This window comes from Sorangium sp. So ce367 (genome assembly GCF_051520455.1).
Lineage (GTDB): Bacteria > Myxococcota_A > Polyangia > Polyangiales > Polyangiaceae > Sorangium > Sorangium cellulosum_B.
Map to the genome: position 1 here is coordinate 3,462,242 of NZ_CP150334.1, position 23,105 is coordinate 3,485,346.

Consider the following 23,105-nt stretch of genomic DNA (forward strand, 5'->3'; position numbering starts at 1 on the left):
GGGCTCACGCCGGCGCGCCGCGCGCCGCGAGCACGTCGTCGGCGAGGATCGTCGCCGCCCGCTCGATGCCGGCGAGATCGAGCGAGGCGCCGGTGCACTCGCCGATCGCCCACAGGCCGTCGCCCGCCTTGCAGCGCGCGTCGACCTGCACCGCGTACCCCGCGCGCGGGTCGATCTCGACGCGCGCGCCCGCCTGCGCGGCGACCTCGAACGCGGGCGCTGCCGGCGCGTCCACCGCGACGGCCACGACCCGGACGTCGCTCGTCGGGCTGTCGGGGGCGAACGGCGCGTCGCGCACCGTCACGCTCTTCACCTGCGAGATCCCGTTCACCGCGGCGAGCGCGGCGAGCGGGATCCGGACCGCGATGCGGTCGCCGAGGGCGCTCGCGAGCTCGTCGGCCCAGAGGCCGTCGCCCGCGAGCGCGACGGGGCCGGTCGGCTCGACGCCGCACGCGAGGAGCCGGCAGAACGCGCGCGCCGAGAAGACCCCGGGCAGATCGTTGTTCGGGAACGCCGCGACGCCGTCGTGCGCCCCGGTGGCGAAGACCTTGGCGGGCGCCCTGATCACGGTCGCGCCCGCGTCGCCGGCGACCAGGAGCTCGCCGAGGTAGACGCCGGCGGCCACGTGGCGGCGGAGCACGCGGACGCCGTCGAGCGGGTATCGCGCGAGGAGCTCCGCCGCGCGGCGCGGCGCGCCGGCGAGCGATCCGCCGGGGGTGAGCCCGTCGTCGACCAGCGCCACGCGGAGGCCGCGCGCCGAGAGCGCCGACGCGGCCGCCACGCCCGCGGGCCCGGCGCCGATCACGGCTGCGTCCACGTCGAGCCGCGCGGCGCGCTCGGGGGGGAGCGCCGCGCTCGGCAGCTGCCCGAGCCCCGCCAGCTTGCGCGCGATCGACTGCATGACCCCGGACAGGCCGGGGATGCCGGCCATCAGGTGGTGGTGGTCGATCCCCTGCGGGAAGAACCAGTCGGTCACCTGGAGCAGGTCGGCCTGCCGCGAGCCCACGACGTTCTGCACCTCGATGCGCTCTCCACCGGCCGCCGGTCGCAGGCAGGTCATCACGTTGGGCACGCCATCGACCCGGGCGAGGCAGCCGTCACAGCCTCCGCGCAGGCAGGTCGGCGCCCTGGGACGGTGCAGCTTCGGGCTCCGCGCGAGCGTCACGCGCCCGGAGGCGATCAGCGCCACGGCCAGGGGCTCGCCCCGCTCCGCCGGGACGTCCGCCCCGTCGAGGGTGATGGTGACCGGATGCTGGAGCGCGCGAGCTCGCCGAAACATGGGCGGACGCTAGCAGACGCGCGCCGCGCCGGCAGAGGAGGGCGCGGGAGCAAGCAGGAGGAGAGAGACGGAGAGAGGCCGGAGCAGGGAAAGACAGACGATCGCCGGCGGCAGGAGCCCGACGCGCGGAGGCGCGCAATCACGGGAGGCGCGGGAGGCGCGGAAATCATGGGAGGCAATGGGACGCAATGGGAGGGAGCCGAGGCGCGGGAAGCGCGCGGAGCGGGCGGAGTGGAGAAGGTGTCCTCACCTTCGCGCGGTGATCTATGCTGTGTCCGATGCGCCTCGGCGTCCTCGGCCCTGCTCAGGGTGATCTGCCCGCGCTCGCTCGCGGCGCGCAGCACCTGCTCGACGAAGGCCACGCCGAGCGGGTCATCTACGTCGCCGAGGACGACGCGCTCGACCGGGTCGTCGTGGGCTGGGCGCAGCGCCTGGTCGGCGCGGACCCCACCGAGGGCGCGCTGTTCGATCGGGCCGCTCGGTGCGCGGCCGCGACCCCGGACCAGATCGACGCCTTCGTGGCGTCCGAGCGCGCTCGGCTGCGCCTCCGGGTGCTGATGAGCCTGCCGTCCGGCCGGCGCACCATCGAGATCCTGGACGGGCGCGTCGCGCTCTTCGTGTTCGACAAGGCCGCGCTCGACGAGGAGGACATCGTGGCGGCGTCGCTCCTCGTCTTCGGCAAGAGCCCGGAGCCGCTCATCAAGAAGGTCGGCTCGCGGACGTTCTTCTCTCCGGGGCCGATCGGCTCCGACGGCGGCACGGCGCTCCTCGACGACGGGCAGGGCGGCGTGCGGATCGAGGTGATGAACGCGAGCGGCGCGGTGACGGCGCGCGAGATCGTGGGCCCGTCCGCCGCTAGCCCCAGGCTGAGGGTTCAAGGTGGCTCGCACGGTTGATGCGCCCGCCCGCGCCCCGGCTGCGCGCGCGCCCGAGGCGCGCCGCGTCGCCATCTTCGGGGGCAGCTTCAACCCGCCCCACGTCGCGCATGTCCTCGCGGCCACCTACGCGATCTCCATCGCGCCGATCGACGAGGTGCTCGTCGTCCCTGTCTACCGCCACCCCTTCTCGAAGGAGCTCGTGCCGTTCGAGCATCGTCTGGCGATGTGCCACCTCGCGCTCGGGTGGCTCCCGGGCGTGTCGGTGTCGCCCGTCGAGCGCGATCTCGGCGGCGAGAGCCTCACGCTGCGCACGCTGGAGCACCTCGCCGCGGCGCACCCGGACTGGGCGATGCGCCTGCTCGTGGGCGCCGACGTGCTCTCCGATCTACCGAGGTGGCACCGCTTCGACCGCATCGAGCAGCTCGCCCCGCCGATCGTCCTCGGCCGCTCCGGCGTCGTCGCGCCCGCCGCGGAGCGCCTCGACGCGGGGCCGGCCGATGATCGTCCTCACCTGCGCCCCGCGGACGTGGAGCTCCCTCGGATCTCGAGCAGCGACATCCGCCGGGCGCTCGCGGCGGGCGATCACGAGGCCGTCCACCAGCGCGTGCCGCGAGCCGTGCTCGACTACGTGCTCGCGCACCGCCTTTACGGGAGCGGCCCATGAGCGAGATGGACAGCACGCGCCCGTCGCCGGTGCACCCGGAGGACAACGCCCTCCTGGAGGTGTTCATCTATGGCGGCGGCAAGGTGGGCCGCGGGCTCGCGCGCGCGATCCGCGACGCGGGGCTACGGGTGACCCTCCGGCCGGCGCGGGACGGCCTGCCGTCGGAGCGCATCGAGGCGAACTTCGTGATCCTCGCCGTGCGTGATCGGGATATCGCGCCGTGCGCCGAGGCGCTGCGCGACCGCGGGCTCGTCGGCCACAGGGACGTCGCGGTGGTGCACTGCGCCGGCGCGCTCGGCCCGGAGGCGCTCGCGGCGGCGCGAGGCGGCCGCGTCTCGGTCGCGCAGATGCACCCGATGATCTCGTTCGCCTCGCCCTCGTTCGCGCCCTTCCTCGAGCGTGGCCAGCTCCACATCGACGGCGATCCGACCGCCGTGCGCGCCGCTCGCTCGCTCGGGGTGTGCCTCGGCATGACGCCGCGCACGTTCTCCGGTCTCGACCGCGTCGCCTACCACGCGGCGGCGGGCCTGGTCGCCAACGGCGCTGCCGCGCTCGCCGCCGCCGGTGTCGATCTGCTCGAGCGCGCGGGCATCGATCGGAGGACGGCGGCCGAGATGCTCGGCCCGCTGCTCCGCACGGTCGCGGACAACGTCGAGGTCCTCGGCGTGCCCGACGCGCTGACGGGGCCGGTGCGCCGCGGCGACGCGGTCGGCGTCGCGCGGCACCTCGAGACGCTCTGTCGGCTCGCGCCGCACCTCGTACCGTTCTACGTCGCCGCCGCGGCGACGCAGCTCCCGCTGGCCCGCGCCCTGGGCGAAGCGCCTGCGGATGCGTTCGACGCCATCCAGCGGGTCCTGGACGGAACACGGCAATAATACTGTAATTTTCTTATGGTGAGGTAGGCGCCTCATTATATTCAACGGCGGGATCCATTGATGCGAGGTCCGGCGGAGAGGTACGCTTTTGTTGCCTTGGGATCCGTTGCCGCAGCCCGCGTTCCTTCTGTCATCACGAGCGACTCCGGGGGGTTCCGGGCGCTCGATGAGCGCGTCCGTGATGCCGCGTCACGTGGTGTGCTCCACGTCCATGGACAGCGGCCGGTCCTGGACGCCGTTTGTTCCCACCTCGCGCGCCGCGCTCGAGTTGCGGGACGCTCGCTGATCTCGGCCGCGCACGCCGCGGATCGGGATCCCTGGCGCGATCTCGCGCTTCGCTGCGCTGTTACCTCTGCCGATCCGGCCGCGGCCGCGCAGGGCATCAGCGCCGCCGCGCAAGGCGCGATCCTGCTGGTCGCCGAGGGAGAGGCGACCAGCTGGGGGAGCCTGGTGCTGGAGGAGGTCACGCGCCTCATCGCGGAGGGGTCGTGCTCCGCGCTGGTCATCGTGTGCAGCGACGGCGCGATGCGGCCCTGGACGAGCGCGCTCACGATCGACGGCATCGCGTCGCCGGACGATCTGCACCGCTTCTGGGAGGCATTCGCGGTGGACGCGGAGCGCCGGGTCGTCGCGAAGATCGAGCGGCTCGACGCGCTGGAGGGCTGGTGCTCCGCCGTGCTGGCCGCGCCGCCCGAGCAGCGCCCCGCGCGGCAGCCGCCGAGCCGCGAGGCCGCGCGCCTGCTCGACCGGCTCGCGCTGAGCCAGCGGCCCTGGCCGTGCGCGCAGCTCCGCCAGCTCGCGGCGCGACGCGCGGAGCCCGGGCCGGGGGACGCGGCGTGCCAGGGGGTCGCCCAGGAGCTCGCCGCCCTCGGCCTGATCGAGGTCGACGATCGAGGGTGGGTCGCCGCGCGGCGCGCGGTCGTCGACCCGGCCAACGTCGACCGCGAGGATGTGTTCGCGATCGCGGAGGCGCTCGAGGAGCAGTCGTCCGACCCGTGGAGCCTCTCGCGCGCGAGCGAGCTCCTCGCCTCGCTGGGCCAGGACGACCGCGCCGAGGCCGCGGCGATGCTCGCGATCTCCTCGGTCGGCGAGCCGTCGGCGCGCGCCGATTTCTGGCAGCGCTGGGCCCGGACGATGCGGGCGCTCTCCGGCGGGAGCGCCGCGTCGGGCGAGCGGCTGCTCCGCGCGGCGGAGCTCGCGCTCCGGCTCGGCGACATCGAGTTCGCCATCGACTTCTCCTCCGCGGCCCAGCGCGAGCGGGAGACGTTCGCCGCGCTGCTCGTGCGCGGCCGCGCGACGAGCGCGCGCGGCGACCTCACGACCGCCGCGATGGTGCTCTCGCGGGCGCTCTCGCTCGCCGCCACGCCCGAGGAGCGGGCGCGCGGCGCCGTGGAGATGGCGGAGCTCTGCTGCAAGACGGGCGACCTCGCGGCGGCCAAGGCGCGCGCCGAGGAAGGGCTCGCCGGCGCGGGGGAGATCGCGACGCGCCTCCAGGCGCGCAACATCCTCGGCAAGCTGCTGCTCGCGCAGCAGGCCTGGGCCGAGGCGGAGCTGCACTTCGCGGCCGACGCGTGGGAGGCGGCGTGCGCGGGCGAGCACGTGAGCGAGCTGCGCGCCCGGCTGAACCGCGCCATCGCGCTGCTCTCCAGCGGCCGCCTCGACGAGGCGCGCACGATGCTGGCCGGCGTGCTCGAGGAGGGCGAGCGGCGCGGCGAGCGCGCGGCGACCGGCTATGCGCTCACGAACCTCGCGGTCATCGCCCACCTGAAGCACGAGTACCCGGAGGCCTTGCGCCTCTTCGAGCGCGCGATCGAGATCTTCCGGAGGATCGGCGACAAGGTCGCGCTCGTGAACCTCATCACGAACCTCGCCGAGATCCGGCTGCAGCTCGGGCTGATCGAGGAGGCCGAGCAGGCGCTCGCGTTCGCGCGGAAGGCCTGCGGCCACGTCATCCCTGGCGTTCGGATCACGCACGTCGCCTACGTCGCGGCGCAGATCCACCTCGAGTGCCGCCGCACGGTGGACGCCTGGTCCGAGCTCACGGCCGCCTTCGCCTGTGGCGCCGGCTCGAAGCTCGGCGAGTGCTACGCGATCGCCGCGCGCATCGCGCTGCACGACGGCGACCTCCTGCAGGCCGGCCAGATGATCCAGCGGGCGCGCGCCGAAGCGACCTCCGACCGGCACCGCGCCGAGATCGCCCTCCTCGAGGCGATGTGCTCCCGCGCCGCCGGCGCGCCGTTCGGGAAGATCGCCGCGGAGGCGCTCGCGCTGTCGCGCCGGGCCCACAGCCACGAGTGCGCCCTGGAGGCGCACGTGCTCCTGCACCACGCGTCGTCCGCCGGGGACCGCGCGTCGCGCGCCTCCGAGGATGAGCCCTCGGCGGGGCGCTCGCACCTGGAGGCGGCGATCGACCTCCGCGATCGCATCGCCGAGTCGCTCCCGCCCGAGATCTCGCGCAAGTTCCTCGCGCGCCGGAGCTTCGCCGAGCTCGCCCGGCTGGAGGCGTGCGCGCGCAGCGCCGCCGAGGCGGAGCCGAGGGGCTGCGAGCTCTGCGGCTCCAGCGCGTGCGCCGGGTGCGCCAGGGGGGCGGCTCGCGCCCCGAGGCCGGCGAGCGCCGGCCCCGCGATCAAGCGGATGGTCGGGACGACGCCGGCGCTGCTCAGCCTCATCCACCAGATCGAGAAGGTCGGCGCGAGCGACGCGACCGTGTTGATCCACGGCGAGAGCGGCACCGGAAAGGAGCTCGTCGCCGAGGCGATCCACGAGGTGAGCGCGCGGCGCGCGGGCCCGCTGATCAAGGTCAACTGCGCCGCCCTGGTCGAGACGCTGCTGCTCTCGGAGCTGTTCGGCCACGAGAAGGGGTCGTTCACCGGCGCGGCGTCGCGCCGTCGCGGGCGCTTCGAGCTCGCCGAGGGGGGAACGCTCTTCCTCGACGAGATCGGGGACATCTCGCCGCGCACGCAGGTCGCGCTGCTCCGCGTCCTGCAGGACAAGACCTTCGAGCGGGTCGGGGGTGTCACGCCGCTGCGCGCGAACGTACGGATCCTCTGCGCGACCCACCGCGACCTGCGTGCGATGGTTGCCCGGGGCGAGTTCCGGGAAGATCTCTATTACCGGCTCCGGCAGGTCGTCCTGGAGGTCCCCGCGCTGCGCCATCGGCCGCGGGATCTGCCCGCGATCGCGGCCGCGATCCTGGAGAGGATCGGCGGCGAGCGTGGCGTGGCGCCGAAGCGCCTGTCCAGCCGGGCCATCGAGGCGCTGTCGCGGCACTCCTGGCCGGGGAACGTGCGCGAGCTCGAGAACGCCCTGCGCGCCGCTGCGATCTTCGCGGACGGCGAGGTGATCGATCTCGAGGATTTCACGACGAACGTCGAAGGGCTGCGGGAGCTCGACGCCGCGGAGCTGGTGAGCGCTCCGATGACGCCGAGGGCTGGCATGCACCCTGCCTTAGAATCGTTGAAGGAATCGTCGAGAGAGTCGTCCAGAGACGCGCCCAGAGAGCCGTCCAGCGGGCCACGCGCGTCGGCGCCCGATCAGGCGACGCTGATGGCACATCCCCCGTCGATGCCCGTGGATCGCACGCCGCTGGAGCTCGCGTACGCTCATGTCCGCGGAGGGGTCAGCCTCAGCGACATGAAGCGCGAGATCGAGCGCGAGTGCATTGCCAGGGCGCTCGACGAAAGTCGTGGGAACATCACACGCGCCGCCGTGCTCCTGGGCATGAAGCGCCCGCGGCTTTCCCAGCTTGTCAAACAGTATGGCTTTGGCGGGACTTCGGAGGATTGAAGTGATGCGAGGTTGCTGGAGGAGTTGGCTCTCGGGGGGCTTCGCGGCGCCTCTGCTGCTGGCGGGCTGCGCGATCGCGTCCCCTGAGCACGAGGAGCAGAGCGTCGAAGCGTGGAGCGATCTCGACCCGATGATCTCCGAAGAAGCGTCCGGATCGAGCGAGGGCGCCGACGGCGATGTCGTCGTACCCGTCTCCGACTTCGTCACGCCTGCGTCGCTCCCGCCGCGCGACGTCGCGCCGCCGTCCAGCGGTGACGGCGCGCCCACGACGATCGAGGTGCGATCCCAGGAGCGCTGCAACCCGGACCCGCTCCCGTGGAGCCCCAGCAGCGCGGACAGACGCGACGCCACTCCCTCCGAGAGCGACGGGACGCGCTGAGCCGCGCGCCCGGGCGGCCTGAGCGCATCCGCGCCCGGGCCCGCTCTCCGGCGCGTTTTGCGGTCGCCGCGCGGCTCGCCGCGGTAGCCTTCGCGCGTGGCGCCGCTCGGGATCGATCTCCGCACACGGACGACCCTGGTCTGCGGGGCCCTCGCCCTCGCCATCGCGGCGTCGACGCTGCTGCGAGGTCGCGTCCGCCGCGTCCACCTCTTCTTCGCCGCGTTCGCCGCCGACGTCGGGCTCTGGTACCTCTCGCAGTCGCTCTTCGGCTTCTTCCAGGCCTCGATCTGGGAGCGCTTCACGGCGATCCTCGCCGTGCTGCTCCCGCAGTTCGCGCTGCAGCTCTTCGAGGCGATGATCCCCCATGACCCGGATCGGCGCTCGCGGCTGCTCCGGTTCGCGGGGGTGCTCGTCATCCCGCTGTTCGTCCTCGTGCTGGTGAGCCGGGAGCCGGGCTCGTGGCTCGACTGGCTCACGCGCGGCTGCATTTTCCTCTACGTCTTCGCGCTGCTCACCGCGGGGCTGTACACGCTCGGCCAGCGCGGCAAGCAGAGCTCCTCGCGCGCGACGCAGCGCCGCGTGCGGTTCCTCGTGGTGATCGGCGCGCTCGCCGGGCTCGCCAGCGTCGCCGACTTCGCCTGGTTCCTCGGCGCGGAGCCGCCGCCCGTGGGCGCGGCGCTCTCGATCGTGTTCCTGTTCGTCCTCGCCCAGGCGCTCCGTCACGAGCGCCTGCTCGACGCCTACGAGATGCTCGCGCGCCTGCTCGTCGCCACGGCGGTCGCGTTCCTGATCGCGCTGATCTTCTATCTCCTGCTCACGTTCATCGGCGGCTTCAACACGATGTACCTGAACGCGGTGCTCGCCGCGATCGTCATCCTGGTGCTGTTCGACCCGCTGCGGGAGCGCGTCGAGGAGCAGCTCCAGCGCCTCTTCTTGCGGGAGCGGTTCGATCTCGACCGCTCGCTCGCGGAGGCCCGGCGGCGCCTCGTGCACACGCTCGAGGTGGACGAGATGGGCTCGATCGTGATGAGCGCGCTCGAGCAGTCGCGCCGGGTCACGGCGGCGGCGCTCTACCTGCGCGATCAGGACGGGACGGGCTTCGACCGGCTGGCCTCGCTCGGGCCGCGGGTCCCCGAGCGGATCGAGGTGGCGACCGCGAGGGCGCTGCTCGATCGCCTCGACCGGGGGCCGCTCGCGATGGAGGAGCTGGAGCGGGAGGCGCGCGAGCGGCGGGCGCGACGCAGCCAGAGCGACGCGGACGACGACGGCAACTTCGCGCGGCGGACGGAGGTTCGGCCCCAGGTCCCCGAGGACGCGGTGCTCGCGGCGGCCGAGGTGCTCGGCAGCCTCTGCTCGGGCGTGGTGCTGTGCGCGCGCGATGAGCAGGGCGAGCCGATCGGGCTCCTGGTGGTGGCGGACACGCGCGTGCGCGACGCGTTCTCGCCCGAGGAGCTGACCCTGCTCGAGACGCTCGCCGCGCAGATCGGCGTCGTCCTGGAGAACTCGCGGCTCTACGCGCAGATGAAGGAGCGCGACCGGCTCGCGCTCCTCGGCCAGATGGCGGCCGGGCTCGCGCACGAGATCAGGAACCCGCTCGGCGCGATCAAGGGGGCGGCGCAGCTGCTCGCCGATCCCGTGCCGGAAGCGCAGATCGACCCGGCGTCGCGCGAGTTCCTCGGGATCATCCTCGAGGAGGTCGATCGGCTCGATCGCGTCGTGGGCTCGGTGCTCGATCTCGCGCGGCCGGCGCAGGGCTCGGCCGTCCCGACCGACGTGAACGCGATCGTGCGCCGCACCCTGCAGGTGCTCTCGATCGAGCGCAGGAACGACCAGCTCGAGGTCGAGGTCACGCTCGATCCCGACCTCCCCCGCGTCGCCATCGATCCAGAACAGCTGCGGCAGGTGCTGATGAACCTGTTCCGAAACGCCGTTCAGGCCATGAAGGGCCGGGGCAAGGTGGTGATCTCGACGCGCGTCCGCTTCGGCCGCGGCACGCGGCCCGGCTCGGGCTCGGACGAGCCGTTCGTCGAGCTCAACGTCACCGACAACGGCCCCGGGATCTCCCAGAAGGTGCTCGCCAACATCTTCCTGCCGTTCTTCACGACGAAGGACAAGGGGACCGGGCTCGGCCTGTCCATCAGCCAGCGCATCGCGCAGAGCGCCGGCGGTCGCATCGAGGTCCGGTCGTACGAGGGGAAGGGGAGCACCTTCGCCGTGATCCTCCCCGCCGCCGTCGACAAGCTGAGCGCGCCGCAGCCGTCGCCCGCGGCGCTGGCGCCCGCCGAGCCGGCCCCTCAGGAGCGGCCCGGCTGAAGCGGGTGACCCCGAAAGCGCCGCGGCGTCTGGGCGCGTGCGCGCTGCGCGCGTCGCGTCGAGCAGGGCGCTCAGCCGTAGCGCGAGGTCATGAGCCGCTCGAGCGCGGGATGCTCGCGCACGAGCGCGAGCGTGTGCTCGGCGTGTCCGTGGGCGTAGCCGTTGCCGATGTAGAGGTCCACGTCCTTGCCGATCCCCTCGGCCCCCAGGGCGGCGGCGGTGAAGCTCGTGCTCATCGCGAAGAAGTACGTCTTGCCGCGATCGCGCGTGGCGACGATGGCGCTGAGCTCCACGCCCGGGACGTTCACGCACGAGAGCGTGAGATCGGCGCCCGCGTCGCCGGTGAACGGCAGCACGGCGTCGCGCACGGCGAGGGGGTCGCGCGCGTCGAGGATCGCGACGTGGTCGCAGATCGCGAGCGAGCGCAGATCGGCGGCGAGCCCCGGCGACGCCTCGATCCCGATGACGCGCCCGGCGCGGCCGACGCAGCGCCGCGCCTCGGCCGCGCACAGGAGGCCCGATTTCCCGCCCGCGCCGAGCACCACGACGGTGTCGCGCGGGCCGGCGAGGCGCGCCACCTGAGGCGCGGCGCCGGCGACGTCGAGCAGCGCGAGGGCGAGCCGCTCCGGCATGTCGGTCGGCATCCGGGCGAGCGGCGCCGACCCGAAGAGGATCGCGGCGCCCTCGACGTCGATCTGCGCGGACGCGGGCCGCACGGTGATGATCCGGCGGAGCGAGAGCGGCGTGAGCGAGAGCGACGCGAGCGTCGCGATGCGATCACCGACGGCGACGCCGCGGTGCTCGGCGAGCGAGCCGACCCGACGCACGACGCCGAGCAGCATGCCGCCCGAGCCGGTGACCGGGTTGTGCTGCTTGCCCCGGCGCGCCACCGTCTCGAGGACGAGCTGGGCCACGCCGTCCGGGCTGCCGCCGGAGGCCTCCTCCATCTGGCGGAAGCTCGCGGCGTCGATGTTCAGCGTCTGCACATCGACGACGATCTCGGTCTCGAAGTGGCGCGAGGCGTCGGCGTCCAGCCGCTCCGCCGGCTGCGGCATGGCCCCCGGTGGATCGAGCACGCGGTGCGTGCCCAGCGGATCGCCTGCGGAGAGGGTGGGTCGCGTCGCTTCGGAGCTCACGCCGAGGCCGTTCAACATGCCGGGCTCGAAAGCAAGGGCAATGAGCCGAACGACCGCAGGATTCCTCGCTGAGGCGGCCCGGCGCACCGCCCGGGGCCCGGTGGCCCCGGAAAATGGCGGTGCCGACCGTTTCGACGGAGCCAATCGCCCTCTTTCCCTCAAATTGGATACACTCGCGTGCGCCGGGTACGTTGGCTCCTACCCCCGCGGCGCGCTCCTGTGGCGGCCGAGGGAGGGGGGCCGGCGCGTTGCGTCAGGATCGGACGAGCCGACTCATTTGAAAGAACGGACCGGATCTCTTGACCACCTTTGCTCGGTGAAACTAAGCTTTGCCCCCTGCTGGCGCTCTCGTAAGCGCACGAAGGTTTTTACTCCCTGCGATGGATAACCACGCTCCCAAGGTGTCGGCAACGCGGCAACTAGCGTTGCGCTTCATCTCCGGGAAGTACCAAGGCGGCGAATTCCCCCTCGGGGAGCAGCAGGAGATCGTCGTGGGTCGCTCCAGCGACCTCGACATGGTCCTCGTCGAGGACATGGTCTCCCGGCGCCATGCCCGGATTGCCTGCACCGAACAGTCGATTGTGATCGAGGATCTCGGCTCGACGAACGGAACGTTCGTCAACGGCGAGAAGATCAAGAAGACGACCCTGAAGGAGGGCGATCGGGTGCTCATCGGCACCAGCATCCTCAAGGTCGTCTCCACCGACCCGGGCGCGCCGCCGGCGCGGAAACGGATGGACGAACCATCGCTGAGGAGCGGTCAGACCCGGTCGATGTCCGGGTCGATCGACGAGATCCCGCTCCCGGATCTGCTGCAGCTCTTCGGCACATCGAAGAAGAGCGGCGTCCTCGTGGTCCGCTCCGACGACGACGTCGGCAAGATCTACCTGCGCAAGGGCATCGTGACCTTTGCGACCATCAACGATCTGACCGACGTCCCGCCGCTGAAGAGTGTCTACCGGATCCTCACCTGGGCCGGCGGGACGTTCGACCTCGAGGCGGCCGAGGAGCGGGTCATGACCGGCGAGATCAGCGCGACGGTGCAGGAACTCCTCATGGAGGGGCTCCGGCAGATCGACGAGCTGAACAACATCCGCCACCAGCTCCCGGACCTGTCGGCGCGCCTGGTCATCCCCCAGCCGCTCAAGCCGCAGCTCCGCGATCTCTCGCCCGTCGATCTCGACGTCCTCCAGGTCGTCTACAACCACGGGCACCTCGCGATGGTCCTCAACAAGAGCCCCGCGACGGATCTGGAGACCGCGCAGTCCGTGTTGAAGATGATCAACGCGGGCTACCTCCGCGCCGAGTGAGCCTGCCGGGAGCGCACGGCGCCGCGAGGCCGCGCAAGGCGGCCGATCGCGGCGGCGCGCGCGGCGCTCGGTTGAACCGAGATCGATAGTCAGGGGAGCGCGTCGTCGCGCGCCGCGCTCCCGAGGGCACGGCGCGCAGGGCGGCAGCGCGGCGTCAGGACTGCGACGTGCCGCGCTTCGCGGGGTCGATCGCCTTGCTCGCGAGGCGGAGCGACACGGCGCGGGCGTGCGCCTGCAGGCCCTCGGCCAGGGCCAGCTTCTCGATGATCGGGCCTTGCGTCCGGAGCGCCGCGCCCGAGTACCGGATGAGGCTCGCGCGCGTCACGAAGTCGTAGACCCCGAGCGGCGCGCCGAAGCGGGCTGAGCCGCCGGTCGGGAGGACGTGGGACGGCCCCGCGAGGTAGTCGCCCGCGGCGACCGGGGTGAGGTCGCCGAGCAGCGCGGCGCCGAGCGTGCCGATCTCCGAGAACAACCCCTCGGCGTCGGCGACGTGGAAGGCCACGTGCTCGACCGCGAGCTGATCGGCGATCTCGGCGAGGCGGGCGCGCGAGCCGACGACCAGCGCCGCCGCGTGCGTCGAGAGCGACGCCTGCACGATCGTGCGACGCGTGAGCTCGGGGAGCGCCGCGTCGAGCTCGCGCGCGACCGCCTCCGCCAGCTTCGCGGAGGTCGTCGCGAGCAGGGCGTAGGACGCCTCGTCATGCTCGGCCTGCGAGAGGAGATCGGCGGCGACGAGCCGGGGATCCGCGGATTCGTCGGCGAGCGCGAGGATCTCGCTCGGCCCGGTGATGCCGTCGATCGACACATCCCCGAAGACCAGCTTCTTCGCGCAGGCGACGTAGGCGTTGCCGGGCCCCACGATCTTGTCGACCGGCGTGAGCTCCGGGAGCCCGTAGGCCATGGCCGCGATCGCCTGCGCGCCGCCCGCGTCGAGCAGGGTCGTCACGCCGGAGAGGTGCGCCGCGGCGAGCGTGGCGTCGTCGGCCGACGGGCTCGCGAGGACGATCTCCCGCACGCCGGCGATGCGCGCGGGGATGGCCGACATGAGCACGCTGGAGGGGTAGCGGGCCTTGCCGCCCGGCGCGTAGACGCCGACCCGGCGCAGCGGGCGCACGCGCATGCCCAGCAGGACGCCCTCCTCCTCGTAGCTGAAGCCGGCCTGCAGCGCGGGCCCGTTCGCCGTCACGTTCGCCGGGCCGAGATCGCCCGCGTCGCGCTGCCGCTCATGGTAACGCGCGATCCTCGCTGCCGCGGTCTCGAGCGCGGCGCGGACCTCCGGCGAGAGCCTCGCGAGCGCCTCGGCTCCGCCGAAGCCGCCCTCCGCCTCGGGGCCTGCGTGGCGGACGAGCGCCTTCGACGTCCTCCGCTCGAACTTCTCGATGTAGCCGAGCACGGCGGACGTCCCCCCACGCCGGACGTTGTCGATGATCTCGGTCACGGCCGGCGTGACGTTCGCGAGGTCGCCCGTGCCGCGGGTGCGCAGGGCTGACAGGGTGGACTCGAACTGAGGCGAACCTTCGATGTAGATGGGCAGCATGGCTTGATATGGACCGGCGCGGTGGAATCTCCGCGTCGACGGCGACACCCCGTACCACACCACCCCGGCCGCCGGTACGTCGGCCGCGCGGCGCGCGCCGCGGCCGCGTCAGCGCATCGCGGCGGCTGCCGCGCGTCGCTCCCCGAGTTCCCCGGCCTGAGCGGATCGAGTAGGGTCGCCCGATGCGGTCCGGCTCGTTTGGTCTCGCCTCCACCGCGCTCTCGGTCGTGCTCCTCGCGCTGGCGCCTGCCGTGCTCGTCGGTTGCCCGGAGAACTCCTGCTTCCTCAAGATCTGCCAGGGCAGCAGCTGCCGCTGCTCGATCTCGTCGTGCAGCGACGGCGCCGGCTTCGACACGAAGCAGAACCGCTGCCGATGCCTGAAGGGCTACCTCTCGGTCGCGGGCCAGTGCCTCACGCCCCAGGCGGCGAACGCCTATTGCGGCGTGGGTCGCCACTACGAGGCCGGCGGGTGCGCTCCCGATCGCTGCCGGCCCGGCGACGAGATCGACCAGAGCACGGGTTACTGCGTGTCGCGCGAGCAGGTGGCGACCAACATCGGCGTCGCGGTCGGCGCCGGGCAGAAGCTCGGATGCCCGCCCGGCCAGGAGCTCGTCGTCGACGGTCCGACCGCCGCGTGCGTGCCCCTCTCGCAGACCTGCGCGCGCGACGAGGTCTGGACCGGCCAGGCGTGCGTGAAGGTAGGGCGCTGCCCAACGGGCGCGATGTGGGATCCAGCGCTCGCCCAGTGCGTCCAGTACGCGCAGGGCTCGGGTGAGAGCGGGCTCACGGTCAACGTCGGGCAGTGGGCATCGGCGAACTACGGGCCCGACGGTGGCATGGGTACGAGCGGCTTCTGCGGCGCTTTCGCGAAGAAGCCGTACAGCTTCGGGATCGTCGAGGGCTCCTCGGCCTACGTCCGCGCCACGGTGATGATGTCCTTCCCGGAGGGCGAGATCGCCCGCGGCGTCGTGCAGGCGGTAACGGTGTTCGACGCGAGCGGGAACCCGGTGCCGCCGCGCGGCGCCGCGGAGGTCGATGCGGCGGCGCGCAACATCTTCGGCACGCTCGTCCTGGGTGGCGGGCGGGCGAGCGCGCCGACCTCGTCGACGACCGTCCGCTGCGCGGTGATCCATGCCGGAAAGCCGCAGCCGGTGCCCGCAGTCGGCGGCTTGTGAGCGGCGGCCACCCGCCTCGGATACGGGCCCATCTCGACGTTTTCGGTGCTCAGCGCACCTGAGTGCGCTTCCGCGCCGAAAACGCCGAGCTGAGCCCGTCTCCTGTGCGGGTGACCGCCGCTCTGGAGCGGTCTAGCCCGTCACATCCTCGACAGCGTGCTGACGACGCGCGTGGCGGGGAGGGCGCTGAGGCCGACGCAGCTGACGACCTTGCCGCGCTCCACCACGAAGTTGCTCGTCGAGGGCTCGATCTTCGCGAACTCGACGCTCAGGCGGGCCCCGTCGAAGCTCGCGCGCAGGGGGTGGCCCTCCACCGCGCTGCGGACGTCCTGGCAGGTGCCCCTGGAGCGGGCCGGATCGAACTTGCGCGACTCGGGGGCGATGAAGCGGAGCCGGTCCTCGACGGCGAACACCCCGGTCTCGCCGGGGATCTCGCGCAGCGAGAAGCGGGCCTCGCCCTCGGCATAGTCCTGCGGCGCGAACTGCTCCGGGCGGCGGACCCGGAACTCGAGCGACTCGCCGGCAAGGACGGCCTCGAGCTCGCGCCCGTTGCCGACCCACAGCCCGGTGAGGCCGGCGAGCGGCGACGGCTGCGGCTGCTCCGCGCTCGCCGCCGGGGTGGTGCTGCTCGCGCTGGCCGCCGGGCGCTGCTCCCTCGACGAGACGGCCCGCCGGCGACCATCGCGCGGCCTGTCGAGCACGCCCAGCCCGAGCAGCGCGGCGGCCCCGCCGAACATCACGAGGGCCCCGGCGCCGATCGCGAGCCACGAGCCGCGCGCGCGCTGTGGCCCCCGAGGCCCGCTCGCCAGCGGCGCGCCCGACGGCGACCGCAGCCCCTCGCGGACCTCGTCGACCGTCGTGGCCGCGGGCGGCGGCGGGCGGCTCGACGCGCCGAGCGGCGCGGCGGCCGCGGCCGGCGCCGGGTGGGCGATCGCGTCGAGCGCGGCGAGCAGCTCCTCGCAACTGGCAAAGCGATCCGCCCGCTCCTTGGCGCACGCCTTCTGGAGGAAGGCGTCGAGCGCCGGAGGGACGTCGTGACGCACGGCGCTGACCAGGGGGAGCGGCACCTCCGCGTGCTGCCGCATGATCTCGATGTCGCTCTCGGCGTCGAACGGCACCTGCCCCACCAGCATCTCGTAGAGCACGACGCCCAGCGCGTAGATGTCCACCCGCTTGTCGAGGTCGCGGCGCCCGAGGACCTGCTCCGGCGACATGTAATAGAGCGAGCCGATGATCCCCTTGGTCAGCCCGCGCCCCGCGAGCGCGTCCGCTTCGGCCTTGGCGATGCCGAAGTCGGTGACCTTCGCGACGCCGTCCTTGCCGCGGATGAGCACGTTCGCCGGCTTGAGATCGCGGTGGATCACCCCCTCGCGGTGCGCGGCCGCGATGCCGGAGGCGATCTGGCCGAAGATCGAGAGCGCCTCGGGCAGGGGCATCCGCCGGCGCTCCTCGGCGTACCTGGCGAGCGTCTGCTCCAGGCTCTCGCCGTCGATGTACTGCATGACGAGCCAGAGGTCGTCTCGCTCCGCCACCACCGCCTTCAGGTGGACGACGTTCGGATGATCGATCTGCGCGAGCGCGCGGCCCTCGGCGAGCGTCCTCGCGCGCACGTCCGGCCGGTGCCCGAGCTCCTGGCGCACCGCCTTCAGCACCACGTGCAGGCCGGTGTGGACGTCCCGAGCGAGATAGACGACGCCCATGCCGCCCTCGCCGAGCACCCGCTCGACCACGTACTTCTGATCGACGAGCGTCCCCGCCGGCAGGTGGCCGCCCGGCGCGCGCCGCGGCAGCGAGCCCGCCAGCGGCGCGGGGACGACGTGAGGCGCGTGGACGTTCGCCGCGGGCCCGTTCGCGCCGCCGGCCGCGAGGGCCGAGAGGCTGGCCCTGTGCGCCGGATCCTCGGGCACCAGCGCGCCCAGCAGCGGCTGCCCAGGGACGGTCGTCCGCGGGCCGGGCGCAGGAGGCGCCGAGGCCGCCGCGCCGACGCCCGCCTCGTTCGCGGTCAGCGACGCGCCGCACGCCACACAGAACCGGGCGGAGCCCGGGTTCTCGGCGTTGCATACGAGGCACCTGGCCATGGCGCGGTCAGCTCGATCCGCGGCGCGCCCGGTGAGCAGCGCGCCGTGGAGGCTACGTCAGGTCCAGTGGCCCGCGCGGAGCGCCGCGGAGTCGATGGTCTTGATCTTCGGCGCGAGCGCCTCGCGGAAGATGGCCTCATCGTCGTCGTCGAGGCCGCTCTCTCCGAAGCCGGACGCGACCTCCATCGAGGTAGCGAGGATGCGCAGGAACTGCTGGAAGCTCGACGCACAGAGCTCCGGCTTGAGCGACTCGGTCCCCGTCATACAGGTGAACACGGGGCAGTCCCCCTCGGCGTCGAGCTTCGAGATGTCGAGGAAATAGGGATCTCCCAGCAGGGCGCTGCGAGCGATGAGGATCCAGCTCTTGCGCCAGCCCGGGAGGGAGCTGTCGCCGCCGTTCGCTAGCTGCTCGGCCGCGAGCTTCTCGGAGGGGATGAGGCGTACACGCTCGACCGGGGTCACCGTCTCGACGTCGAGCGGGTCGGCCTCCTGCAGGAAAGCGCGGTACCTCGCGGGCACCCGCAGCGTCTTGCGCAGCTCTTCCACCGCCGCTGGAGCCGCCTTTCCGAACCTCGCAGGGATGCCTCTTCGGACAAAGGCATCCTTGAGCGCCGCAACCGACTCGGCAAGGTCGCTATCCACCGAACATCCCTTCCTTTGCAAGTCCACCGGGACAGCCCGCTGGGCGGGCGCCCTCATCGCTTCGAAACCACTCCGCTCCCGGGGAGAGCACCGGCGCGCACCCGGAGGAATACCCCGCGCCGGGCCAGGTAGTGTAACAGAAAAACGATGGTCGACGTTGCGTACGCTGAGAGTCGATTCCGGCCCCCCGAAATCGCCCACCGGTACGGTCCGGGCGTGCACCTGCTCGATGACCCGCTCGCATGGACTCTGCTGGCTCGAGCCTGCTCCCCGGAGACGGTCCAGCCCGACGTCGGGCGTCTCGTCGGCGTTCTCTACCAGAACCTGGCGCGCGCCGTCCTCGCCGCCGAGCTGGGGCGCGCGCGCGTCGATATCCCGACCCGGATGATCTCCTCCCACCCGGAGGCCGTGTATCGCGGCGCCGCGCTGTCGCGCGCGACCAAGGCCGTCACCGTGGGCATCGCGCGCGCCGGGACGATGCCCTCCCAGGTGGTCTACGAGCTCTTGAATGAGGTCCTCGACCCCGCGCTGGTCCGGCAGGATCACCTGTTCATGAGCCGGCAGACGAACGAGCAGGGCGAGGTCGTCGGCGCGACCTGGCACGACGCCAAGATCGGCCGCGACGTCGACGGGCGCCACGTGCTCTTCCCCGACCCGATGGGCGCCACCGGCTCGTCCATGGTCAGCGCCATGACGTACTACAAGACCGCGCTCGAGGGGCGGCCGGCCAAGTGCATCGCCATGCACCTCATCGTCACGCCCGAGTACATCCGCCGCGTCACCGAGGCCCACCCGGACGCGATCATCTACGCGCTCCGGCTCGATCGCGGGCTCTCGCCGGCGCGCGTCCTCAAGACCGAGCCGGGCACGCACTGGGACGAGGAGCGCGGCCTGAACAGCATCCAGTACATCGTCCCGGGCGCCGGCGGCGTCGGCGAGATCCTCAACAACGCCTGGCTGTGAGCGCGAGGGCCTCCCCGCGGCGGCGCCCCGCGCCGACGCCGGGGCCGGCGCGGCCACCGCGCACGCCCGGTGTCAGCGGCCGCGCTTCGAGCGGCGGTTGTGGCCGGCGGCGAGCGCGCGGTAGTCGATGTCCGCGTGCGGCCGGCTCACGGCGGGGCGCAGATCGCTGCAGAGCCGCGTGAGCTCCGCGACCATTGCGCCGAGATCGCTCGCGCCCGCGGCCCTGCGCTGCGCGAGCTCGCCGTAGGCGGCCGCGAGGGACGCGATGCCCTTGCCGGAGACGTGCCCGCGGCGCGACAGATCGACGTAGCTCCGCGCGAGCGCGACGCTGTCGAAGTTGTGGGCGACGACCAGCGACTGCGCGACGCGGAGCACCGCGTGCGCCGCGATCCGGCCGTCCTCGTGGAGGACGAACGCCGCCTGAAGGTAGTTGTAGAAGGGGACGACCCGGTCGCCGAAGATCCGGAAATCCGAGGGCGAGGACTGGCGGTCGAGGTGGATCAGGATGCGCTCGACGACGGGGCCCTTCTCGACATAGCTCGCGAACCGGATCGCATCGACGATGGTGTCGTCGTACGCGTGCCCGAGCCGCATCACCTCGCCGAGCTCCAGCGGGGTGACCCGGCCTTCGCAGACGTCCGCGTACAGCGAGTAGACGAACGCGTCGGCCTCCGCGTCGTCCCCGAGCAGCACCTCGCGGATCAGCGCGCCGCTCGGGTCGCGCTGATCCGCGAGCTCGCAGCGCCGCTGGAGCAGCGCGGGCAGCTTGTAGCCGAGCTGCCCGCGCAGCGCGCGGAAGCGCAGCCGGAGGATGTTCTGCAGGTTGGGCTTCAGCGTGAGCGACGCCCAGCGCGCGCCGTCGAGCCGCAGCTTCTGCTCGATGCGGGAGCGGAGCTGCTCCGGGCTGCCCGAGAGGATGTGGGTCTCGACGCCCGCGCGGCCGAGCTCGCGCAGGAGCGACCCCGCGCCCGGCACGGTGCGCTTCTGATCCGGCCGCTCGATCGCGGTCCGCACGAGGTCGCGCAGCGTGTCGAAGTCGGTCCGGAGGTAGGTCTTGTCGAGGTCCCACCGCGCGATGAACGGCGCGCGCGGCGGCGATGCCGCTGCGTTCGCCGGCGATCCGGGCCCTCGCGATCGTTCCTCGTCGTTCACCGTCTCTCGCTCAGCGCGCCATCCACTCGCGCCGCATCTTGTCGAGCGACTGCACCACGTCGCTGTCGGCGCCCTGCCGGGCGAGGTCCATCGCCTCGCGGAGGTACATCGACGCCTCGCCCGTGCGCTCGCGCTGGTGCGCCACGTGCGCGAGCGCGCCAAGGACGAGCGCGCGATCAGGCCCGCCTGGGCCGGCGAGGTCGAGCGCCTCGCGCAGCACGCCGTCGGCGTCGGTCAGATCACCGGCGCGCGCGAGCGCCTCGCCGAGCTTCCGGCTGAAGATCAGGACGGCGCGCACCGGATCGTCGAGCTCGCCACGGAAGATCTCCCGCCGCGCCAGATCGAGGCCGCGGCGCAGCGCGAGCACGCTGCCGGCGCTGTCCCCGCGCGCGGCGGAGCGGTCCGCCGCCTGCTCGAGGAGCATCAGCGCGACGAACGCGTTCTGCGCGTGGTAGGCGTGGATCGCCTGCACCTCGAGCGGCAGCGCGAGCGGGTCGCCCGCGCTGTCGAACGTCGCCTTGGCGTGCAGATCGCGCCGGACGCCGGCCGGGATCGTCGCGAGCGTCACGTCGCGGAGCAGCGGGTGCGCCGTGCGGATGCCGCTCGAGTGCTCCTCGATCATGCCCGCCGCCGCGAGCTTGCCGAGCAGGTCGTCGAAGGCGCGGATGTCCGGCAGCAGGCGCTGCAGCGTGGCCCGGTCCGCCGCGTCGCCGATGACGGCGAGCGCCTGCAGCGTGCGGCGCGCGTCCTGCGGCAGCCGCTCGATCCGCGCGGCGACGAGGTCGGCCATCCGCGCGGGCGGATCGCTGCCCCCCTCGAGCGTGTAGCGGACCAGCTGGTCGATGTAGAGCGGCGGCACCGTGGCGGCCTCGCCGCCGAGGACGGCCGGGCTCGCCGCGCTCGGCGGCAGGGCCAGCGGGGTTTGATCGGCCGCGCCGTCCGACGGGTCGCGCCGCGGCGACAGCCGCAGGCCGCCCATGCTCGGCGGCGTCTTGCGGGCGGCGCGGTGGTCCAGGCCCACGCTGCTGCGGAGGAGCGAGAGCGCGATGTCCTTCGGGAGGCCGCCGAGCGCGCGCACGGCGCCGCCCCACTCGGGCTCGAAGCCCGGCGTGTGGCTGGCGACGATGAGCAGCGCCGCGAGCGGCGGCTCCGCGATCACGTCGGCGAACGCGTTCCGGCTCGCGCCGTCGACGGCGTGCAGGTCGTCGATCGCGAGCAGGACCCGGTGCGGGAAGGCGGTCTGCTGCGCGCGAGAGAGCGCCCAGCGCAGGGCCTCCGCGGCGATGAAGCGGCGATCGTCGGGCGAGAGGCCCCCCGCCGTCGGCTTGTTCCAGGCGTGCCTGCGCACGTCGCTCCCGCGCTCGCCCTTGCCGAAGATCTCGAGCAGCCCGCGCCGCGCCTCCGGCGTCGCGCCGCTCCAGTTCGACGCGTTGCCGCCGTCGGGCGGGAGCTCGGCGAGCCCGGCGATCGCCCAGCGGAGCGCGTAGTAGCCGACCTCCGCGCCCCACGGGTCCGGGCCGGTCTGGATGACGATGTCGCCCCGGCTCGCGGCGACGTCGAGGAACTCGCGGAGGAGCCGGGTCTTGCCGACGCCTTGCTCGCCGACGATGCGCGCGGCGACGACCGAGCCCTCGACGTCGGCGAGGCAGGTGTCGAGCCACGCGAGGTCGTCCTCGCGCGCCGCGAACGGGAGCGGGAGCGTGGGGGCCGAGGGGGCGCGATCGCGCCGGGCGGCCTGGGGCGCCGCGCGCGGCGCAGGGGCGGGCGAGTGCGCCTGCGCGATCCTGGCGCCGCACTCGCCGCAGAACTTCTGGCCGCGCGGCACGATGGCCCGGCACGAGCCGCAGATGACCGTCGCGTCGGCGAACGAGAAGCGCCCCGAGGGGGTGTCGAACGTCCCGAGCGCCGCGCGCAGCGCCGCCGCGAACTCGTCCGCCGACTGGTAGCGCCGCGCGGCGTCCTTCTCGAGCGCCCGGAGCGTGACCTCGACGAGCGGCTCGGGGATCTCGCGCTCCGGCGCGAGCAGGGCGGGATCGGGCGGCGGCAAGGAGAGGTGCATCAGCACCACCTGCGTCGGCGATTCCGCCTCGAACGGGAGCCGGCCGGTCAGCAGCTGGAACAGGATGACGCCGCACGCGTAGAGGTCGCTCCGCGCGTCGATCGGATCGCCGCGCCCCTGCTCCGGGGCCATGTAGTCCGGGGTCCCGCAGACGATGCCCGGGCTCGTGATGTTCGTGGTCGCGACCTCCCCCTTCAGCTTCGCGAGGCCGAAGTCGACGACCTTCACGAAGTCGCCGCCCGAGCGCATCGGCTCGAGCACGATGTTCTCGGGCTTGAGATCGCGGTGGATGATGCCGAGGTGGTGCGCCTCGGCGAGCGCCGCGAGCACCTGGCAGAGGATGTCGACGATGCGGCGGAACGGGAGCGGGCCGTCCTCGTAGACGACGCGGGCGAGGTCGCGCCCGCGCAGGAACTCCATGACGAGGTAGAGCTGCCCGCCGTTCTTACCGAAGTCGATGACCCCGACCGAGTTCGGGTGGTTGAGGCGGCTCGCGGCGCGCGCCTCGGTGATGAACCGGACCGACGCGCTCTCGTCGCCGAGCAGGTGGGGATGGATGATCTTGACGGCCACGGTGCGCCCCAGGGCCTTCTGCTCGGCCCTGTACACGCGGCCCATGCCGCCCACCCCGACGAGCTCCAGGATCACGTAGTTGCCCGGGAGCGTCGTCCCGATCAGCGGATCGTCGGAGGTCCGGTTGAACTCCGAGATCGGGAAGCCGCACACCGGGCAGAATTTGTGCGCCTGCTCGCACGGATTCGCGCATTGCGGGCAGACCACTGTGGACACGCGCGGGACCTTACCACGTTCGGGATAACGATTGGAGTCGAGGTCTCCCTCGGCCCGCGGGGGCGCCGTCTGGAGGGGGCGGGGGGGCTC

General features: G+C 73.1%; 16 protein-coding genes. 9 read left to right on the plus strand and 7 right to left on the minus strand.

The genetic code is table 11. The features are described from left to right. Window positions 1–4: 4 nt before the first annotated feature. A complete protein-coding gene (locus tag WME97_RS13405) occupies window positions 5–1,279 on the minus strand; it encodes a (2Fe-2S)-binding protein (RefSeq protein ID WP_437552290.1) in 1,275 nt (424 codons plus the stop codon). A 278-nt stretch (window positions 1,280–1,557) separates the two neighbouring features. On the opposite strand from WME97_RS13405, the gene WME97_RS13410 reads away from it, so the two are divergent. The 6 genes from WME97_RS13410 (at window position 1,558) to WME97_RS13435 (ending at window position 10,174) form a co-directional block, all read left to right on the plus strand. Next, on the plus strand, window positions 1,558–2,175 hold the full coding sequence (locus WME97_RS13410) for a hypothetical protein (RefSeq protein WP_437552291.1): 618 nt from the start codon (window positions 1,558–1,560) through the stop codon (window positions 2,173–2,175). Beyond that, window positions 2,159–2,821 carry a nicotinate (nicotinamide) nucleotide adenylyltransferase gene (nadD, locus tag WME97_RS13415; RefSeq protein WP_437552292.1) on the plus strand — a complete coding sequence of 221 codons (663 nt, stop codon included), beginning with the start codon at window positions 2,159–2,161 and terminating at the stop codon, window positions 2,819–2,821. The genes WME97_RS13410 and nadD overlap by 17 nt, the downstream gene beginning before the upstream one ends. Continuing rightward, window positions 2,818–3,696, plus strand: coding sequence for a DUF2520 domain-containing protein (locus tag WME97_RS13420; RefSeq protein ID WP_437552293.1), 879 nt, complete (start codon window positions 2,818–2,820; stop codon window positions 3,694–3,696). Before nadD ends, WME97_RS13420 begins: the two co-directional genes overlap by 4 nt. Before the next feature lie 96 nt (window positions 3,697–3,792). Next, window positions 3,793–7,482 (plus strand): sigma 54-interacting transcriptional regulator, encoded by a 3,690-nt coding sequence (locus WME97_RS13425; protein WP_437552294.1) that lies wholly within the window; start codon window positions 3,793–3,795, stop codon window positions 7,480–7,482. 4 nt (window positions 7,483–7,486) lie between these two features. Then, window positions 7,487–7,861 (plus strand): hypothetical protein, encoded by a 375-nt coding sequence (locus tag WME97_RS13430; RefSeq protein WP_437552295.1) that lies wholly within the window; start codon window positions 7,487–7,489, stop codon window positions 7,859–7,861. A 96-nt stretch (window positions 7,862–7,957) separates the two neighbouring features. Next, complete coding sequence (locus WME97_RS13435) at window positions 7,958–10,174, plus strand: ATP-binding protein (protein ID WP_437552296.1); 2,217 nt, start codon at window positions 7,958–7,960, stop codon at window positions 10,172–10,174. A gap of 71 nt (window positions 10,175–10,245) precedes the next feature. Here the strand turns inward: WME97_RS13435 and WME97_RS13440 are convergent, their stop codons facing one another. After that, a complete protein-coding gene (locus WME97_RS13440) occupies window positions 10,246–11,328 on the minus strand; it encodes an L-erythro-3,5-diaminohexanoate dehydrogenase (protein ID WP_437552297.1) in 1,083 nt (360 codons plus the stop codon). Between the two features lie 362 nt (window positions 11,329–11,690). On the opposite strand from WME97_RS13440, the gene WME97_RS13445 reads away from it, so the two are divergent. After that, the gene (locus tag WME97_RS13445; RefSeq protein ID WP_272103306.1) at window positions 11,691–12,620 is read left to right on the plus strand and encodes a DUF4388 domain-containing protein; all 930 of its coding nucleotides are present in this window, start codon (window positions 11,691–11,693) and stop codon (window positions 12,618–12,620) included. A gap of 154 nt (window positions 12,621–12,774) precedes the next feature. Here WME97_RS13445 and hisD read toward each other — a convergent pair whose 3' ends face one another. Continuing rightward, window positions 12,775–14,157 (minus strand): histidinol dehydrogenase, encoded by a 1,383-nt coding sequence (hisD, locus tag WME97_RS13450; RefSeq protein ID WP_437552298.1) that lies wholly within the window; start codon window positions 14,155–14,157, stop codon window positions 12,775–12,777. Window positions 14,158–14,339: 182 nt separating this feature from the next. Between hisD and WME97_RS13455 the strand changes: the two genes are divergently transcribed. Continuing rightward, window positions 14,340–15,332, plus strand: a complete 993-nt coding sequence (locus tag WME97_RS13455; RefSeq protein WP_437552299.1) for a hypothetical protein — start codon at window positions 14,340–14,342, stop codon at window positions 15,330–15,332. 140 nt (window positions 15,333–15,472) lie between these two features. Here WME97_RS13455 and WME97_RS13460 read toward each other — a convergent pair whose 3' ends face one another. Then, window positions 15,473–17,410: a protein kinase domain-containing protein gene (locus WME97_RS13460; protein WP_437552300.1), complete on the minus strand. Its 1,938-nt coding sequence runs from the start codon at window positions 17,408–17,410 to the stop codon at window positions 15,473–15,475. Between the two features lie 57 nt (window positions 17,411–17,467). Beyond that, the gene (locus WME97_RS13465) at window positions 17,468–18,052 is read right to left on the minus strand and encodes an SMI1/KNR4 family protein (protein WP_437552301.1); all 585 of its coding nucleotides are present in this window, start codon (window positions 18,050–18,052) and stop codon (window positions 17,468–17,470) included. A 147-nt stretch (window positions 18,053–18,199) separates the two neighbouring features. On the opposite strand from WME97_RS13465, the gene WME97_RS13470 reads away from it, so the two are divergent. Beyond that, complete coding sequence (locus WME97_RS13470; RefSeq protein WP_437552302.1) at window positions 18,200–19,015, plus strand: uracil phosphoribosyltransferase; 816 nt, start codon at window positions 18,200–18,202, stop codon at window positions 19,013–19,015. A 72-nt stretch (window positions 19,016–19,087) separates the two neighbouring features. On the opposite strand, the gene WME97_RS13475 is transcribed toward WME97_RS13470, so the two are convergent. Continuing rightward, window positions 19,088–20,167, minus strand: a complete 1,080-nt coding sequence (locus WME97_RS13475) for a hypothetical protein (RefSeq protein WP_437299506.1) — start codon at window positions 20,165–20,167, stop codon at window positions 19,088–19,090. Window positions 20,168–20,177: 10 nt separating this feature from the next. Next, a complete protein-coding gene (locus WME97_RS13480) occupies window positions 20,178–23,015 on the minus strand; it encodes a protein kinase domain-containing protein (RefSeq protein ID WP_437552303.1) in 2,838 nt (945 codons plus the stop codon). Window positions 23,016–23,105 lie beyond the last annotated feature (90 nt).

What these genes read in the sequence shown, in the direction of transcription:
- hisD (WP_437552298.1), bottom strand. Translation starts at nt 14,157, where the DNA reads ATGCTGCCCATCTACATCGAAGGTTCGCCTCAGTTCGAGTCCACCCTG.
- WME97_RS13410 (WP_437552291.1), top strand. Translation starts at nt 1,558, where the DNA reads ATGCGCCTCGGCGTCCTCGGCCCTGCTCAGGGTGATCTGCCCGCGCTC.
- WME97_RS13430 (WP_437552295.1), top strand. Translation starts at nt 7,487, where the DNA reads ATGCGAGGTTGCTGGAGGAGTTGGCTCTCGGGGGGCTTCGCGGCGCCT.
- WME97_RS13420 (WP_437552293.1), top strand. Translation starts at nt 2,818, where the DNA reads ATGAGCGAGATGGACAGCACGCGCCCGTCGCCGGTGCACCCGGAGGAC.
- WME97_RS13445 (WP_272103306.1), top strand. Translation starts at nt 11,691, where the DNA reads ATGGATAACCACGCTCCCAAGGTGTCGGCAACGCGGCAACTAGCGTTG.
- WME97_RS13405 (WP_437552290.1), bottom strand. Translation starts at nt 1,279, where the DNA reads ATGTTTCGGCGAGCTCGCGCGCTCCAGCATCCGGTCACCATCACCCTC.
- WME97_RS13470 (WP_437552302.1), top strand. Translation starts at nt 18,200, where the DNA reads ATGGTCGACGTTGCGTACGCTGAGAGTCGATTCCGGCCCCCCGAAATC.
- WME97_RS13455 (WP_437552299.1), top strand. Translation starts at nt 14,340, where the DNA reads ATGCGGTCCGGCTCGTTTGGTCTCGCCTCCACCGCGCTCTCGGTCGTG.
- WME97_RS13460 (WP_437552300.1), bottom strand. Translation starts at nt 17,410, where the DNA reads ATGGCCAGGTGCCTCGTATGCAACGCCGAGAACCCGGGCTCCGCCCGG.
- WME97_RS13440 (WP_437552297.1), bottom strand. Translation starts at nt 11,328, where the DNA reads ATGTTGAACGGCCTCGGCGTGAGCTCCGAAGCGACGCGACCCACCCTC.